The organism is Nonomuraea sp. NPDC049141, assembly GCF_040648415.1.
GTDB lineage: Bacteria > Actinomycetota > Actinomycetes > Streptosporangiales > Streptosporangiaceae > Nonomuraea.
Genome location: NZ_JBEZDR010000006.1, coordinates 179,984 through 195,760 on the forward strand (window position 1 = coordinate 179,984; position 15,777 = coordinate 195,760).

16 protein-coding genes and 1 pseudogene are annotated in these 15,777 nt (G+C 70.5%); 6 read left to right on the forward strand and 11 right to left on the reverse strand.

The genetic code is table 11. The features are described 5' to 3' along the window. Positions 1–73: 73 nt before the first annotated feature. On the reverse strand, positions 74–1,321 hold the full coding sequence (locus tag AB0B91_RS19870) for a methyltransferase (RefSeq protein WP_358321249.1): 1,248 nt from the start codon (positions 1,319–1,321) through the stop codon (positions 74–76). Next, a complete protein-coding gene (locus AB0B91_RS19875) occupies positions 1,318–2,202 on the reverse strand; it encodes a hypothetical protein (RefSeq protein WP_358321252.1) in 885 nt (294 codons plus the stop codon). Before AB0B91_RS19875 ends, AB0B91_RS19870 begins: the two co-directional genes overlap by 4 nt. An 81-nt stretch (positions 2,203–2,283) precedes the next feature. On the opposite strand from AB0B91_RS19875, the gene AB0B91_RS19880 reads away from it, so the two are divergent. After that, a complete protein-coding gene (locus AB0B91_RS19880) occupies positions 2,284–2,934 on the forward strand; it encodes a TetR family transcriptional regulator (RefSeq protein WP_358321254.1) in 651 nt (216 codons plus the stop codon). On the opposite strand, the gene AB0B91_RS19885 is transcribed toward AB0B91_RS19880, so the two are convergent. The 3 genes from AB0B91_RS19885 to AB0B91_RS19895 form a co-directional block, all read right to left on the reverse strand. After that, positions 2,924–3,343, reverse strand: a complete 420-nt coding sequence (locus tag AB0B91_RS19885) for a hypothetical protein (protein ID WP_358321256.1) — start codon at positions 3,341–3,343, stop codon at positions 2,924–2,926. The two genes, AB0B91_RS19880 and AB0B91_RS19885, sit on opposite strands and share 11 nt — an antisense overlap. 125 nt (positions 3,344–3,468) lie before the next feature. Next, a complete protein-coding gene (locus AB0B91_RS19890) occupies positions 3,469–5,346 on the reverse strand; it encodes a glycoside hydrolase family 97 catalytic domain-containing protein (protein WP_358321259.1) in 1,878 nt (625 codons plus the stop codon). Between the two features lie 138 nt (positions 5,347–5,484). Continuing rightward, positions 5,485–6,150, reverse strand: coding sequence for a TetR/AcrR family transcriptional regulator (locus AB0B91_RS19895; RefSeq protein WP_358321262.1), 666 nt, complete (start codon positions 6,148–6,150; stop codon positions 5,485–5,487). 57 nt (positions 6,151–6,207) lie between these two features. Here AB0B91_RS19895 and AB0B91_RS19900 point away from each other — a divergent pair, with 57 nt between their 5' ends. From AB0B91_RS19900 to AB0B91_RS19910, 3 genes are read left to right on the forward strand one after another with little or no spacing between them, the layout of a single operon-like run. After that, the gene (locus tag AB0B91_RS19900) at positions 6,208–7,650 is read left to right on the forward strand and encodes an MFS transporter (protein ID WP_358321264.1); all 1,443 of its coding nucleotides are present in this window, start codon (positions 6,208–6,210) and stop codon (positions 7,648–7,650) included. Between the two features lie 18 nt (positions 7,651–7,668). Then, positions 7,669–8,286, forward strand: a complete 618-nt coding sequence (locus AB0B91_RS19905; RefSeq protein WP_358321267.1) for a Chromate resistance protein ChrB — start codon at positions 7,669–7,671, stop codon at positions 8,284–8,286. Beyond that, positions 8,283–8,693 (forward strand): DUF1232 domain-containing protein, encoded by a 411-nt coding sequence (locus tag AB0B91_RS19910; protein WP_358321270.1) that lies wholly within the window; start codon positions 8,283–8,285, stop codon positions 8,691–8,693. Before AB0B91_RS19905 ends, AB0B91_RS19910 begins: the two co-directional genes overlap by 4 nt. 12 nt (positions 8,694–8,705) lie before the next feature. Here the strand turns inward: AB0B91_RS19910 and AB0B91_RS19915 are convergent, their stop codons facing one another. The 5 genes and pseudogenes from AB0B91_RS19915 to AB0B91_RS19935 form a co-directional block, all read right to left on the reverse strand. Then, positions 8,706–11,240: a sensor histidine kinase KdpD gene (locus AB0B91_RS19915; protein WP_358321273.1), complete on the reverse strand. Its 2,535-nt coding sequence runs from the start codon at positions 11,238–11,240 to the stop codon at positions 8,706–8,708. Further along, positions 11,237–11,446 (reverse strand): annotated as a pseudogene (locus AB0B91_RS19920) (potassium-transporting ATPase subunit C); the annotation flags it as partial. The pseudogene AB0B91_RS19920 and the gene AB0B91_RS19915, both read right to left, overlap by 4 nt. Next, on the reverse strand, positions 11,440–11,868 hold the full coding sequence (locus AB0B91_RS19925) for a potassium-transporting ATPase subunit KdpA (RefSeq protein WP_358321276.1): 429 nt from the start codon (positions 11,866–11,868) through the stop codon (positions 11,440–11,442). The pseudogene AB0B91_RS19920 and the gene AB0B91_RS19925, both read right to left, overlap by 7 nt. Beyond that, positions 11,868–11,957 carry a K(+)-transporting ATPase subunit F gene (kdpF, locus tag AB0B91_RS19930; protein WP_358321279.1) on the reverse strand — a complete coding sequence of 30 codons (90 nt, stop codon included), beginning with the start codon at positions 11,955–11,957 and terminating at the stop codon, positions 11,868–11,870. Before kdpF ends, AB0B91_RS19925 begins: the two co-directional genes overlap by 1 nt. Before the next feature lie 227 nt (positions 11,958–12,184). Continuing rightward, positions 12,185–12,652, reverse strand: coding sequence for a cupin domain-containing protein (locus AB0B91_RS19935; RefSeq protein WP_358321282.1), 468 nt, complete (start codon positions 12,650–12,652; stop codon positions 12,185–12,187). A 175-nt stretch (positions 12,653–12,827) separates the two neighbouring features. On the opposite strand from AB0B91_RS19935, the gene AB0B91_RS19940 reads away from it, so the two are divergent. After that, entirely contained in the window at positions 12,828–14,111 is a 1,284-nt protein-coding gene (locus AB0B91_RS19940) for an ArsB/NhaD family transporter (protein ID WP_358321284.1), read from the forward strand. 10 nt (positions 14,112–14,121) lie between these two features. On the opposite strand, the gene AB0B91_RS19945 is transcribed toward AB0B91_RS19940, so the two are convergent. After that, entirely contained in the window at positions 14,122–14,964 is an 843-nt protein-coding gene (locus tag AB0B91_RS19945; protein WP_358321287.1) for a universal stress protein, read from the reverse strand. Positions 14,965–15,112: 148 nt separating this feature from the next. Between AB0B91_RS19945 and AB0B91_RS19950 the strand changes: the two genes are divergently transcribed. Continuing rightward, entirely contained in the window at positions 15,113–15,769 is a 657-nt protein-coding gene (locus tag AB0B91_RS19950; RefSeq protein ID WP_358321290.1) for a pyridoxamine 5'-phosphate oxidase family protein, read from the forward strand. Positions 15,770–15,777: the final 8 nt, after the last annotated feature.

Consider the following 15,777-nt stretch of genomic DNA (forward strand, 5'->3'; position numbering starts at 1 on the left):
CCTGGAAGCCGGTTTCTCAGCCACAGGACGAGCCGGAACGTCTCCAGGGGACAGGCGGCGACTGTGATCCCGGTCACAAAAGCTGCGTATCAGGTCCCGGGACCCGTGCGGGGCCGGCGCCGAAGGCGTCGGCGCACAGCTGGGCGAACCATCCCATTCCCGGCAGCAGGAGCAGCCAGCCGAGGAGCGCCCAGCCCAGGTGGAGGTGCTGGGCCACGTGAGCGAAGGCGGCCACTCCCTGGGCGCGCAGCCCGTCGGCGCGTTCGTAGGTCATCCGGCGCAGGCCGAGCGGATAGCCCTCGGCGGGCCGGATCCGCAGCGCGACCGGCCGCCGGTGGGCGATCCACCGGCCGAGTGCGCTGCATCGATCGCAGGTCGCAGCCACGTAGACGTCGGCGTGCGGCAGGCCGGCGTAGGGGCGAACCCGGGGCAGCCAGGGGCGTACCTGGTCACGGTAGGTCGCCCAGTCCCGGCCGTACCGCGTGGCGAGGTGGGTTCCTTCGTGCCAGGAGGCCAGCCCGGCGCCGTAGGCGACGCAGATCGCCGTGGCGGCGGCGAAGCGGAGGTCGAGGACCGCGAGCAGCAGGTAGGCGCCCGCCATGGAGGCCTGCATGGGATTGCGCACGTAGGCGTACGGCCCGCTCGTGACGAGGCGTTTCGGCGGGTCGTACGGCACCGGCGTCCCTCCCCCGGCGACGGCGAACTCGCGGACGGCGGCCAGACCGAACAGCAGCGGCACGGCGAGGACTTGGGCCAGCAGCCCGATCACCCACTCGGGCTGCCGCCACACGCCGGTGAACGCGACGGGCGCGCCGAGCATGAGCCCGCCCGCGAGGACCACCTGAAGCGACGCGCGCCAGGCGAGCCTGCGGTCCGCGGCGGTCCAGCGGGCCAGCAGCACGCCGGGCAGCAGGCAGACCGCGATCGCGACGGCCTCGCCGTACAGCCAGCCGTGACCCAGCACCACGATCGGCTCGGCCAGCGGCATCACGCCCAGGTCCACCCAGGCGAACCCGGCCAGGACCAGCGGGAGCGGGTAGGCGCGCGCCGCGTGCGCGGGCAGCGCGCCCCACAGCAACGCCCAGCCCAGCAGCAGATCGACGGGGGTGCCCGCGACGACGGCGCCGTCGGCGGCGAACCGCCACCAGCCCGCGTACGGGGCGAGGGCGTTCACGATCGCGAGGGTGAGCAGGTTCCACGCCGTGGCCAGGATCATCGCGGCGAGGTCCCGCTCCCCCGGCCGCCGTGCGACCGCCGCGATCCAGACGGCGGCCATCGGGACGAAGAGCGCGACGCCGCGGATCAGCGCGGGGTCGTTCATGGGGTGAACGTCTTGGCCAGGTAGCCGGCCGCCTCGGAGACCGCGTAGCGCTGGAGCGGGCCGAAGTACCAGCCCGGGTCGAAGGTACGGCGATAGCCGAGGGTCAGCTTCAGCTCGCCGCCTCGCCAGTCGAACGTCGCCCGGCGCAGGTCCATCCAGCGGGCGACGGTGGTGTCCGCCACCACGGCGAACACGACCCGTCCGGGCGAGCGCTCGCTCACGCGCAGGGTCATGGATCGGGGTTCGAGGGGAGCGCCGATGCCCAGGGAGCGGCGCGGTGTGAAGAAGATCTTCCGGGTGTCGCCGACGGCCAGTCCGGTGCCTTCGGCGCGTAACGGCCGGGGGAAGCCGAGTGCCAGGAACCACGACTCCATCGGCCCGAATCGTGGTTCGGCGGCCAGCGCCCGTTCGACGTCCGTGGTTCCGATGGGCCGGGTGACGCTGACCTCGTTGTCACGGGGCAGCGAGGCCGCGGTGCCCTCCAGCATGGCGGCGATGAGGAGGGGCGCGAGGAAGAGGTTCATCCGCCCGTTGCCGTCGCCGCGCCTGCCGGAATCGATGAACAACCCGACAATCGCGCCGACGAGGTAGAACAGCGGCGCGGCCATGACCAGACAGACGATCCCCTCGCCGAGCAGCGGACCGGCCAGGGCCAGAGCCACGGTGATGGACGCCATGACCATGCCGGTGGTGCTGCGGGCCCGGGCGGTGAGGGCGACGGTGATGGCGATCACGGCCGGGATGCCGACGTAGAACAACGCCGTCTGCTCCAGATGCCCCTCGTGCAGAACTCTGTAGAGCAACATCGCCGCGAACAGCGCGCCCAGCACTCCGGCCAGCGTGCGCCGCGCTCTCAGCTGCGGCCGGCTATCAGGCTCCACGCGCACCTCTTAATCGAGAGATTTAATCAGGCGATTAAACTGTACGATGAGGGCACGGGATTCTGTCAAGCGGGGGTGCGGGTGGCCGGAAAGCAACAGTCGGGTGCGGAGACCCGCGACCGGCTCATCGACGCCGCGACCGAGACGATCCGGAGCCAGGGCTACGCCGGCACCAGCGCGCGGGCCATCGCCAAGGCCGCGGAGGTCAACTCGGCGCTGGTCTTCTACCACTTCGGCGGCGTCGACGCGCTGCTGCTCGCCGCGCTGGACCGGTCATCGGAGCAGCGCATGGCGACCTACCGGCAGGCCGTGGAGCAGGCCGGCAACCTCGAGGAACTGGTCCAGACCGCGAGCGAGATCTACCGGGCCGACCTCGAAGGCGGGCACATCACCCTGTTCTCCGAGATGGTCGGCGCGAGCATCGCCCGGCCCGAACTCCGGGCGGAGATCACCGCGCGGTCCGAGCCCTGGATCGACTTCATCGAGCAGGCCCTGGACCGGGTCATCGGGGGATCGCCGCTGGCCAAACTGCTGCCCCCGCGTGACCTCGCGTACGCGGCGATCACGTTCTACCTCGGCGTCAACCTCTTCACCCACCTCGACGCCGACCGCACCCGGACCGAGGCCCTGTTCAACCTGGCCGAACGGGTGGCGCCCCGCGCGAGGCTGCTCACCATGCGCCTCCCCGGCCGCCGCAAGCCGGGGTCGACGCCGAAGGTTATTACGGAATGACTATGGAAAATGCCCGGTCTTCCCACACGTTTGGCTTTCCAGTAATGACAAGGAATGTGTCCGTCCGGGTGCCGCAGGCGGGGTCCGGCCACATGGACACACGGATCCCGTACTCGAAGGACGTGTACTGCAGAGTGGCCGACGGAACAAGCCTCGTGACGTCCAGTTCCTTGTTCGCCAACTCGACGCAGTAGCGTCCGGTGGCGGGCTTCGTGACCGCCGCGATTCCCTTGGCCCGGTTGATGCTTCCGTCGGCGTTGACCACGGCCGCCGCCTGCGCGTACGGGGCCGTCACCTTGGTCGGCATGGCGATGGTCGCCGCCGCTGCCCCCGCGCCCGCAACCGCCACGACGAGGCCGGCCGCCGCACTTACCCAGACAAAAGCGCGCACCTTCTTGTTCTCAAGCATGCCATTCCCTTTTCGAGAGCACTGAAGTCACGCACGAATATGCAGTACGTCTCGATGGCCCCGTGCGTATCGCGGGTGGTGGCGAGGTAAAAGTAGCGAATTACGGAATTGGTCGCCGCGGAGGTTTATCGGTCGCAGGTCGTGATCCCCGGATGCCAGCGGCAGGCGATCGCCGCGTAGCCGCCCTCGGCCGGCACCGCCACCGCGAGCCGGCCGCGCGGCCCGTCGACCACCTGGCTCTCCCGCACCAGGCCGGTCGGACCGTCACGGACCACCTCGACCAGCCACCTCCCGCGTAGCATGCCGAGCGCGACGTCGAGCGTCCGGGCCGCGCCGGAGATCCCGGCGCCGACGAACCACCGGTCGCCGCTGCGCCGGGCCAGCACCACGTGGTCGGCCGGGCGGCCGGACAGCAGGCGCGTCTCGTCCCAGACCGTGGGCACCTGTTCCAGGAAGCGTTCGGCCTCCGGCCGGGCCCGGTAGGACTCCACGGTGCCGGCCAGGTCCTGCAGACCGGACTCGTACGTCACGGCCAGGCCCAGCTCGTGGGCGTCGGAGGTGGGCCGGGCCGGACGCTGGAAGGCCATCGGGGTGTAGTCCATCGAGCCGACGACGTTCCTGGTGAACGGCAGGGTCGTCAGGTGGGAGGTGGTGAGGGTGCGCTTCTCGCCGCCGTGCACGCCTTCCATGGTCATCACCTGCGGCCAGGTGCGGTGGATGCCCTTGGGGATGGTCGAGCCGTGGAAGTTGACCATCAGGTGGTTCTCGGCGGTGGCGGGCAGGATCTCGTCGTACCAGCGCAGCCGCTCCTGTGACTCCGCGTCCATGAAGTCGATCTTGACGCCGCGTACGCCCCACTTCCGCAGGGTGGGCAGCCACAGGGCGCGCTCCTCCGGCGTGTCCAGGTCCCGGAAGTGGATCCAGACCACGATCTCCACGCCCTTGCCGCGCCCGTACTCGACCAGCTGGGGAATCCAGCTCGTGGTCGGCCATTCCGGGTCGGTGACGTCCCACTGGTCCTTCAGGAAGTACCAGCCCGCGTCCACCGCCACGTACGGCCAGCCGCGGGCCGAGGCGTAGTCGACGAACCCCTTCTGCAGGTCCAGGCTCTGCCCGGCCTCCCTGCCGCCCGCGAGCCAGGTCCAGAGCACCTGGCCGGGCTCGATCCAGGAGGTGTCGCGGACCTTGGCGTCCGGCGCGAGGTCGTCCACCAGCGTGGACTCGGTGACCGTGGCCAGATCCCCGACGATCATGACGCGCCACGGGGTGGCCAGGGGCCCGCTGACCTGGACCTGCGGATCCCATAACTGCAGGCGGTACGTGCCGGTGCCCAGCTCGTGGGAGAGCCTGGGACCGGAGTAACGGCCGTCAAGGTCGGACTCGGTGACCAGGAGATAGGTGCCGTCGGTCTCGAACAGGGCGGGCACCATGAAGTCGGCCGCGGGCGCGCTCTGAGCCGGGTACTGCAGGAACGGGTTCTCGTAGTCGCGGCGATGCAGGGCCAGCCAGGCGGTGGCGTCCTGCGCGGGCGTGAAAGCCGACGTCTCGCGCAGGACCGCGCCGTGGTCCTCCGGCAGCCGGTAACGGTAGGCGACACCGTCGTGGGCGACCCTGACGACCAGGTCGAGGCGGACGCCGGCGGCGTTCTCGAAGGTGAAGGCGGCCTCCCGCATGAGAGCCCACCGCTTGCGGCGCTTGCCGACCGTGGTGGTGTAGTGCTCGGTCACCACACGGTCGCGGCGGTGCAGGAACCGCAGGCCCTGCGACAGGTCGGCCCGCTCGGTGACGATGCCCGCGGGGCTGGGCTCCAGCACCCGGACGCCACCGCGGGTCACGGCGAGACTGAGGGTGCCCGTCTGCGGGTCGAGCACGAGCTCCGCCGAGGGGCCGCCGGGGAAGCCGGTGATCTTCCAGCTTCCCCGGGCGGCCGCCTGGGCGGGCAGCGCGGGGAGGAGGCCGAAAGCCAGGAGGAGAGCGACGCACAGACGGATCAACGCGGCCATGGGAGCTCCTGCGAGCCACATACATCGGATGTGTGCCCGGATCGTAACCCGTAGATCGTCGCTTGACCAGCGCCACCCACCGACGTGTTGACCCGCCGAAGGGATCCGTGTCGAGACGCGAGGAACCCGTCGAACGGGTCAGCGGCGAGGCGTGAGGAACCCGTCGACCACGCGACGGGCCTTGCCCCCGGCGTCCTTGTCACCCAGGCGCAGAGCGGTGTTCGCGGCGGTGAACACGGCGTCGATCTGGAAGGCCGCCAGGTCGGCGTCCAGGTCGGCGATCTCGCCGGAGTCGACGGCTCGTCGCAGCTCGCCGGCCAGGAGAGCGAGCCAGTCCTGGTGATGCCGGACCAGCGCGTCGCGGACCCGCCCCGGCCGGCTGTCGAAGTCGGCGAGGTTCGCCGCCCAGAAGCAGCCTCCCGCGAACAGCGGCGTCTCGGCGTACGAGAGCCAGTGTTCGGTCAGCGCGCGCAGCCGGGCGGCGCCGTGGGGCGCGGCCGACGCGGGGTGGACGACCGCGTCGAGGAAGGCCTCGCGTGCCGACGCGACGGCGGCGACCTGCAATTTCTCCTTCGTCCCGAAGAGGGTGGCGACGCCGCTCTTGCTGAGCTTGAGGTCGCCGGCCAGCCGGCCGATGCTGAGCCCGTTGAGCCCCTCCAGCGACGCGACGTCGACGGCGTGGCGGGCGATCGCCTGCCTGGTCCGCGCGCCGCGCAGGAGCCGCAGGTCGGAGGTCTCCGCCTGCTCCGGCTCGGCCGAGCCCGGGTCCGCGTCGGCACCCGACCGTTGTGCTAGCTCGCTCATGGCCCCATCCTGCCACACGCTTGCCATAAGTGTACGAACGATCGTACGCTCACTTTCGTGACTGACACCACCCAAGAATCCGTGACACCCGCGCCACCGGCCACGCCGTGGGGTGCGGTGTCGATCGTGCTGGTCGGCGCGTTCATGGCGACCCTCGACGCGTTCATCGTCATCGTCGCGGGACCGGCGATCCAGGCCGACCTCGGCACCTCCGGCGGCGAACTGCAGTGGATCCTGGCCGGCTACCAACTGACGTTCGCGGTGTTCCTCATCACCGGTGGCCGCCTCGGCGACATGCACGGCCGCAAACGGACCTTCATCGCCGGCCTGGCGCTCTTCACTCTGGCGTCGGCCGCGTGCGCCATCTCGCAGACGGCGCCCGAACTCATCGCGGCGCGTCTCGTCCAGGGCCTGGGCGCCGCGTTGATGCTCCCCCAGGTGTACGCCGTCATCACCGTGCTCGTCCCCGAGAAGGAACGGCATCGCGTCTTCGGCGTCCTCGGCGTCGTCCTCGGACTGGCCACCATCGGCGGTCAGGTCGTCGGCGGCCTGCTGATCAGCGCCGATCTGTTCGGCTCCGGCTGGCGGCCGGTGTTCTGGATCAACGTCCCGATCGGGCTCGCCGCGATCCTGCTCACCGCAGGGCGCATACCGGAATCCAGGGCGGCGCTCGCCCGCAAGCTCGACCTCCCGGGAGTCGTCGTTCTCAGCGTCGCGCTGTTCCTGCTCGCCTTCCCGCTCATCCACGGCCACGAGGCGGGCTGGCCCTGGTGGACGTGGGCCGGTTTGGGCGCGAGCGTGCTCGGTCTCGCCCTCTTCGTCGCCATCGAACGCCGGACCGGCAGGCTCGGTGGCGACCCCCTCCTGAGGATCTCTCTCTTTGCCACGCGATCGTTCTCCGTCGGCATCGTCCTCGTCCTCGCCGTCTACGCCGTCATCACGTCCTACTACCTCGTCCTGTCGATCGCGCTCCAGGACGGACTCGGCCTGTCGGCCCTCGGAGCAGGGTTGGTCTACACCCCCGCCGCGGTGACCTTCTTCGTCTTCAGCATGATCGCCGGCAGGCTGGTGCCGAGGTACGGCCGCCGCGTCCTGGAGATCGGCGCGATCGTGCTCGCGCTCGGGTACGCCTCGACCGTGACCGTGTTGACGTGCGGCCTGCCGTTCACGCCGTGGGTCGTCATCCCGACCCTCATGCTGCAGAGCGTGGGCGGCGGGCTGCTCATCACGCCGTCGCTCAACGCGGTCCTGACCCGCATAGACCCCGACGACGCGGGCATCGCCTCCGGAGTGCTGTCGACCGCGCAGCAGGTGGGCGGCGCGCTCGGCGTCGCCATCATCGGCGTGGTGTTCTTCAACTCCTTCGACGCCGCCGACGGCGGCCGGACCGCCGCGGCGGCCCACGCACTGGCGATGTCCTCGGTCTTCACCTGCACCGTCGCGATCGTTGCGGCCGTCCTGGTGTATCTGCTGCCGAAGGGCCACAAGGCTGACTTGTAACGGATGTAACATACGTCTGTGACGGACGCTACGGATGACCAGGGCTGGTTGCTGATCAGCGTGTCCACCGCCGGCGCCGCCGGGACGTTGCGCGTTCAGGTGTGGCGCAAACTGCGCTCGCTCGGCGCGCTGTATCTGCAGCAGTCGGTGTGCCTGCTGCCCGAACGCGCCGAGACCACCCGGCAGGCGCGCCGGCTGCTCGACCGGGTGCACCAGCAGGGCGGCACCGGCCGGATCCTGCGCATGGCCATCACCGACCCGGCCGAACGCCGGCAGATCATCGGCGAGTTCGACTCCGCGCGTGACGCCGAGTACGCCGAGGTCCTGGAGCGCCTGCCCGCCTTCCGCGCGGAGCTCGAGCACGAGCGCGCCCGTGGTCGCACCACCTACGCCGAGGTCGAGGAGTCCGAGGCCGATCTGGAGCGCTTCCGCTCCTGGCTGGCCAAGATCGCCGCGCGGGACTACTTCGCCGCCCCCACCGGCGCGGCCGCCCGCGCGGCCGTCGAGGACGCGGCCGCCGACCTGGCCGCCTTCGAGCAGGCCGCGCTGGCCGCCGAAACGCCCATCGAAAGCGAGGCAGCCGCCGAAACGCCCATCGAGAGGGTGGGCAGCCTGCGCCCGAGCGAGCAGCGATGACCGGGTCGTGGGGATGGGATCTGTTGATCGGGATCGCCGTCGCGTCGCTGGTCACCTGGCTGGCGCTCGTCGCCATGCTGGCCATCGTGCGGCCCCGCGGTGGACTGCTGCGCGAGGCGCTGCGGCTGCTGCCCGACGTGCTGCGCCTGGTACGCCGCCTGGCCGCCGATCCCGCCCTGCCCCGCGGGGTACGGGTGCGGCTCGCGCTGCTGCTGGCCTACCTGGCCTTCCCCATCGACCTGATCCCGGACTTCATCCCCGTGCTCGGCTACGCCGACGACGCCATCATCGTCACCGCCGTCCTGCGCTCGGTGGTACGACGGGCCGGGCTGCCGGCCGTGCGCCGCCACTGGCCCGGCACCGACGACGGCTTCGCCGCGCTGTGCCGCCTGACCGGACTGACCTGATAAAGGAGATCGTCAACCCGGGCTCGCCGAGATGGGCAGGGTGAGGGTCATGGTGAGCCCTCCTCCTGGGGTCTCCTCGGGTACGAGGGTGCCGTCCATGGCCTCGGCCAGCCCTCGGGAGAGCGCGAGGCCGAGGCCGACACCCGAGTGGTTGTCACGATCTCCGAGGCGCTGGAACGGCAGGAACACCCGGTCGTACGCCTCCGGCGGCAGGCCGGGGCCGCGGTCGATGACGCGGATCTGCACGTGTTCGCCGTGCCGGCTCGCGGTGATCACGACCTGCTGATCCGGTGGGCTGTGGCGTACGGCGTTGGACATGAGGTTGACCAGCACCCGTTCCAGCAGGGCCGGGTCGGCGACCACCTCGGGCAGGCCGATCGAGATGTCGCCGTCGACGCGGTCGTGCAGCGGCCCGAGATCGTCGACCGCCCGGGGCACGACCTCTTCGAGCGCCACCGGCTGCAGGGCGGGCCCGAGCACACCGGCCTGCAGGCGGCTCATGTCCAGCAGGTTCGTCACCAGGCGGTCGAGCTTGACCAGCGACTCGTCGGCGGTCGCCAGCAGTTCGGCACGGTCGCTCTCGGACCAGGCGATCTCGGTGTTGCCCAGGCTCTCGACCGCCGCCTTGGCCGAGGCGAGCGGGGTACGCAGGTCGTGGCTGACGGCGGCGAGCAGGGCGGTGCGCATCTTGTCGGCCTCGGCCAGCGGCTTGGCCTGCTCGGCCTCCTCCTCCAGCCGCTGCTGCCGCAGGGCGACGGCCGTCTCGGCGGCGAAGGCCTCGACCACCCCGCGGTCGGCGGCGTCGAGCAGGTGGCCGCGCATGGTCAGGACCAGATCGTCGTCGATGACCACATCGGTGTCGGCGTCCGACGGGCTCGTGCACGGCGCTCCGTCGGAGGTGGCGACGATCCGCCAGTCCTTCGGCTGGGATTGGTCGTCCGGGGTCGGCCGGCCGACGCGCTCCAGCAGCGTCACCGACGACAGCCCGAACGTCTCCCGCAGCCTGGCCAGCAGCGACGGCACGGCGGCCTCTCCGCGCAGGACGTGCCCGGCCAGCGTGGAGAGCACCTCGGCGTCCGCGCGGGCCCGGGCCGCCTCCCTGGTACGGCGGGCCGCGATGTCCACGATGGTGCTGACCGCGACCGCGACCACCACGAAGGCGATCAGCGCGAAGAAGTTCTCCGGGTCGGAGATCGTGAGCCCGCCGACGGGCGGCGTGAAGAACCAGTTCAGCAGGAGCGACCCGCCGACTGCCGCCGTGATGGCCGGCCACATGCCGCCGGCCAGCGCGACGCCGACGGTCAGGAGCAGGAAGATGAGGATCTCGCTCGGCAGGCTCAGATCCTCGCGGAACACGCTCAGGATCGCGGTGAGCGCGGGCATCCCGGCCACCGCCATGGCCCATCCGCTCAGCCGCCGCTTGCGGGTGAGCGCGGCCCGCGTACGCGTCGGGTGGCGGCGGCCCTTCTTGACCTCGTCGTGGGTGATCATGTGAACGTCGATCGAACCGGACCGTGCCGTCGTCTCCACCCCCACGCCCCGGGACAGGATGTGCGCGAGCCGGCCCCGCCGCGACGCGCCGAGCACGAGTTGGGTGGCGTTGACGCCGCGGGCGAACTCCAGCAGCGCGCCCGGGGTGTCGTCGCCGACGACCTGGTGGTAGCTGCCGCCCATGCTCTCCACCAGCGTGCGCTGGCGGGCCAGGTTGACCGGGTCGCCGCCGGCCAGCCCGTCGGAGCTGGTCACGTGGACGGCCAGCAGGTCGGCGCCCTTGGTGCGGGCGGCGATGCGGGCCGCGCGCCGTACCAGCGTGTCGCCTTCGGGGCCGCCCGTCAGCGCGACCACCACCCGCTCGCGCGCCTCCCAGGTCGCGGAGATGCCGTGGTCGGCGCGGTAGCGGTCGAGCTGGTCGTCGACTCTTCCGGCCACCCAGAGCAGGGCCAGCTCGCGCAGCGCGGTCAGGTTGCCGACCCTGAAGTAGTTCGACAGGGCGGCGCTGACCTTTTCCGGCCCGTAGACGTTGCCGTGCGCCATCCTGCGGCGCAGCGCCTCGGGCGACATGTCGACCAGCTCGATCTGGTCGGCCCGCCGGACCGCCTCGTCCGGCACGGTCTCGCGCTGCGGGACGCCGGTGATCTGCTGGACGACGTCGTTGAGCGACTCCAGGTGCTGGATGTTGACCGTGGAGATGACGTCGATGCCGGCGTCCAGGAGGTCGTCGATGTCCTGCCAGCGCTTGGCGTTGCGCGAGCCGGGCACGTTGGTGTGGGCCAGCTCGTCGATCAGCGCCACCTTCGGCGCGCGCTCGATGACCGCGTCCACGTCCAGTTCGGTGAACGTGGCGCCGCGGTAGACGAGCGTCTTGCGCGGGATCAGCTCCAGGCCGTCGAGCAGGGCGGCGGTACGGGGGCGGTCGTAGGTTTCGACGAGGCCCACGACCACGTCTCTCCCTCGTTCCAGCGCCCTGCGGCCCTCGGAGAGCATCGCGTACGTCTTGCCCACCCCGGGCGCCGCGCCGAGGTAGACCCGTAGCCGCCCTCTGGTCATGACCCGTCGAGCGCCAGGTTGAGTTCGAGCACGTTGACGGCGGGCTCGCCCATGAAGCCGAGTGCCCGGCCGGTGGTGTTCGCGTGGATGAGCCGCTTGACCTGGTCGAGAGCGATCCCGCGCTCCTTGGCCACGCGTGGCGCCTGGAGCTCGGCGTAGGCGGGCGAGATGTGCGGGTCGAGCCCGGAGCCGCTGGCCGTCACCGCGCCATGCCGACCGCGGCGGACACGAAGTTCTGGACGGCCAGGCCGGCGGTCTGCACCACGTGGCCCATGGTGTTCTCACCTGAGTACGCCTGCCAGTTGGTGTTGGTGACGAAGCTGACCGCGGTGTTCCAGGCCAGCGCCGGTTCGACCGGTTTCATGCCCAGGCTCAGGAGCAGGTGGTTCTGCAGGCGCTGCAGGCCGTACAGGAAGAGGATCGACACCACCGAGAAGGCCAGCACCCCGCGCGCGTAGACCGCCCAGCGCTGCTCCGTGCCGGCCTTGACGCCGATCAGCCGGTAGATCAGCCGCTCGGCCGCGCTGTGCCGGGTTCCGGTGTAGACCCGGTACATGTAGTCGCCCAGCGGGCGGTAACAGAGGGCCAGGGCGAGGATGAGGGACCCGATGAACAGGACCCCGGCCATCAGAATCGCTCCGGGAAGAGCAGGGCCGCGACCATGAAGACCACAAGACCGGTGACGACGATGAGACCGGCGGCGTTGATCGCGCTCACAGGCGCTCCACCACCTTCACGACGAGCCCGAGGATCACGAAGACCGCGATCGTCAGGACGACGAAGATGACGTCGGCCATCCCTGCTCCTCAAATCCGGAAATTGCTCTCAACCACCAGGACAGGCGGTCACCAGGCAAGCGAATCTCGGGATTTGGGTGGTTTTTCGTTTCTTGACGGCTTCCATACGCGCCAAGTCCCGGCGTTGACGCGATTCCTACGCTCGGTTCAGTCGGGAAGTCTCATCTCCAGCCCGTAGCGGAGCCCGGCCGCCGTCACCGCCCTCAGACTGGGCAGCGGATGCTCCGACGGCGGGACGTCCCGGGTCGGCGCCAGCTCGCCCACCTCGGTGAAGAACTGCTCGATGCCGCCGGGAGAATAGATCACGAGAAGGCGTACGTCGGTGAGGGGTTCGAAGCGCTCCCATGTCTTCTGGGGGATGTAGAAGAAGGACCCGGCACCGCCTTCCACCACCTGATCGTCGATGTGCATGCGGACCGTTCCTTCCAGAACGTAGATCATCTCCGACCCCGGGTGCGTGTGCGGCGGCGGACCCATTCCGGCCGGGACGGTCATCTCGACGACCGTCACGCCGCCACCCGTCTCGTCGCTCGCGGCCTTGATCGCATAGAGACCGCCCATCACCCAGTACGCATCCCCGCCCCCGGGCTTCCGCGCGATTACGTTGTCCGCCATCTCAGCCCCCAATGGCCAATATCCACATTCGGTAATCTCCACACGACCAGGAGTGATCCAGAAAGGCAATCGAGCCGGGGGCAAAAGACCGCAGAAGCAGGTAAACAAGACCGTTACCGCCTGAACGGCTGGTCTAGGGTGCTCGCGAGACCGCACCGCCCCCGGAGGACCGCCTGTGATCGCGATCGCAACCGTGGCGATCTTCATCGCGGCCTACGTCCTCATCGCGACCGAACGGATCCACCGCACGGCCGCCGCTCTGGGCGGCGCGGCGATGATGCTGCTGATCCACGCCGTGGACGGCCGGGCGGCGTTCTTCGCCGAACGCACCGGCATCGACTGGAACGTCATCTTCCTGCTGCTCGGCATGATGATCATCGTCGGGGTGCTGCGGCAGACCGGCGTCTTCGAATACCTGGCGATCTGGGCCGCCAAACGGGCCAAGGGGCGGCCGTTCCGGCTCATGGTCATGCTGATCGTCATCACCGCGGGCGCCTCCGCGCTGCTGGACAACGTCACCACCGTGCTGCTGGTCGCCCCCGTCACGTACCTGGTCTGCGACCGGCTCGCCCTGCCCGCCGCGCCCTATCTGATCGCCGAGGCGATGGCCGCCAACATCGGCGGCACCGCCACCCTGATCGGCGATCCGCCCAACATCATCATCGCCGGCCGCGCCGGGCTGACCTTCAACGACTTCCTCATCCACCTCACGCCGCTGATCATCGTCCTGGTCGCGGTGTTCGCCGGGCTGTGCAGGTGGCTGTTTCGCGACGCGTTCGTCTACCACCCCGAACGGGTCGCGGAGGTCATGGAGCTGAACGAGCGGGAGGCGATCAGGGACCGGCCGCTGCTGTGGCAGAGCCTGGGCGTCCTGGCGGTGGTGATCGCGGCGTTCGTCCTGCATCCGGTGCTGCGCTACGAACCCGCCGTCGTCGCGCTGCTGGGCGCGGGCCTGCTGGTCGCCGCCACCAAGGTGACGACCGAGCAGTCATTACGCGAGGTCGAGTGGCCCACTCTGGCCTTCTTCATGGGCCTGTTCGTCATGGTCGGCGCCCTCGTCGAGACCGGCGTGGTCGGCCGGGTCTCCCAGGCCGCCGCCTCCGCCGCCGAGGGCAGGCTGGGCCTGGCCGCGATGGTGCTGCTGTGGGCGTCGACCGGCCTGTCCGCCATCATCGACAACATCCCGTACGTGGCCGCGATGAGCCCGATCGTCGCCGACCTCGCCCACTCCTTCGGCCCCGGTTCGCAGGTGCTGTGGTGGGCGCTGGCCATCGGCGCCGACCTGGGCGGCAACGCCACCGCGATCGGCGCCTCGGCCAATGTCGTCATCCTCGGCATCGCCGAGCGCAACGGCGTGCGGATCGGTTTCTGGGCGTTCACCAAGTACGGTCTGGTCGTCACCCTGGTCACGGTGGCGGTGGCGACGCCGTACCTGTGGCTGCGTTACCTGACCGACTAGGCGCTGATCTTCACGCGCGCACTATCGCCACCGGGCAGTGGACGTGGTGCAGGACGCCGCGGCTGACCGAGCCGAGCAGCATCGCGCCCAGCGCGCCGTGACCGTGCGAGCCCACCACCAGTAGGTCGGCGCGGGCGGACGCGTCGGTGAGCGCCTCCACCGGCTGCCCCTGTTGGACGTCCTCGACCACCGTCACCAGCGGGTAGTCCTTCCTGAACGTTTCCAGCCGGTCGCGGACCACCTGGTACTGCGCGATACGCACCTCGTCCATGCCGTAGACCACCTCTGGCGCGAACGCGTGCACCGGAAGCTGCCAGGCGTGCACCACCCTCAGCACGCTGCCCCGCACCTCGGCCTGCCGGAAGGCGTACGCCAGCGCCGGCTCGGACTGCGGCGAGTCGTCCACCCCGACCACGATCTCCCCGAGCACCGGCCGATGATCGTCCCGCACCACCACGACGGGACAACGCACCCGCCCCGCCACGTGCGTATTGACCGAGCCCAGCAACGCACCGGCGAACCCGCCGAGCCCGCGGCTGCCCAGCACGATCTCGGTCGCGTCCCCGGCCTGCTCACGCAGCACCTGCGCGGGCGCGCCCTCGATGTCCGCCGTCATGACCTCGACCTCCGGCCGGCGCTCACGGGCCAAGGCCAGCGCTTCCCGCAGAATCCGCTGCCCCTCACGCAGCAGCGTGTCGGGCGACGCCGAGCTGGGGAACCTACCGATCTGGTACGGCGAACGGGCCACCGCATGCACGATCCGCAGCGGCTCCTTCATCCGGAAGGCGTCGTTGACCGCCCACTCCACCGCGGCCCGCGCGGCCACCGAGCCGTCCACTCCTACGACGATCATGATCTGTCCTCCTTCGCCTCCCTCCCATCGCACCCCGCTCACCGAGCGCCGGTGCAGGGCCGGAAGTCCGTCAGGCAAGAGCCGAAGGACCCTGTTGGCCCCCGTGACCTGTGCGTACCGTCATGGGCATGAGGACAAGGAGACGATCATGACCGGCACCGGTGACTTCGCACGTCGGATGATTCACCACCGCGAACGGCTGGGTCTCACCCGCGAGCAGGTCGCCGACCGCGCGGAGATGTCCCCCGGGTACGTCCAGTACCTCGAAGGGCACCTGAGCCCCCCGAACGCCGGCACGCTGACCCGCCTGGCCACCGCGCTGGAGACCACCGTCCAAGATCTGCTGGGCGGCGGCCGGGACCGCCCGTCCGGTGGCGGCCCCGCCGCGGCCGACCCGGTCCTGGAAGTGCTGGAGCCCGAGGAGTGCCTGCGCCTGGTCGCGCCGGGCGGCATCGGCCGGGTGGCGTTCAACGGCTCGCACGGGCCGACGGTGCTGCCCGTCAACTACCGGCTCCACGACGGCGCCATCGTGTTCCGCACCTCACACGGCGGCCCCATGGACCAGGACCTGCGCACCGGCTTGCGGGACGTGGAGATCAAGGTCGGCTTCGAGGTCGACCGGATGGACGAGGCACTGAGCGAGGGCTGGAGCGTCCTCATCCAAGGCCCCGCCCACCACGTGCCACCGGACGAGGCGGCCGGGGTCGCCGACTCCGACGTCACCCCGTGGGCCGGCGGCGACCGCCGGCTCTACATCCGCATCGTCCCGCACCAGATCACCGGCCGCCGCGTCCACGGCCGGTGAACCGGCTC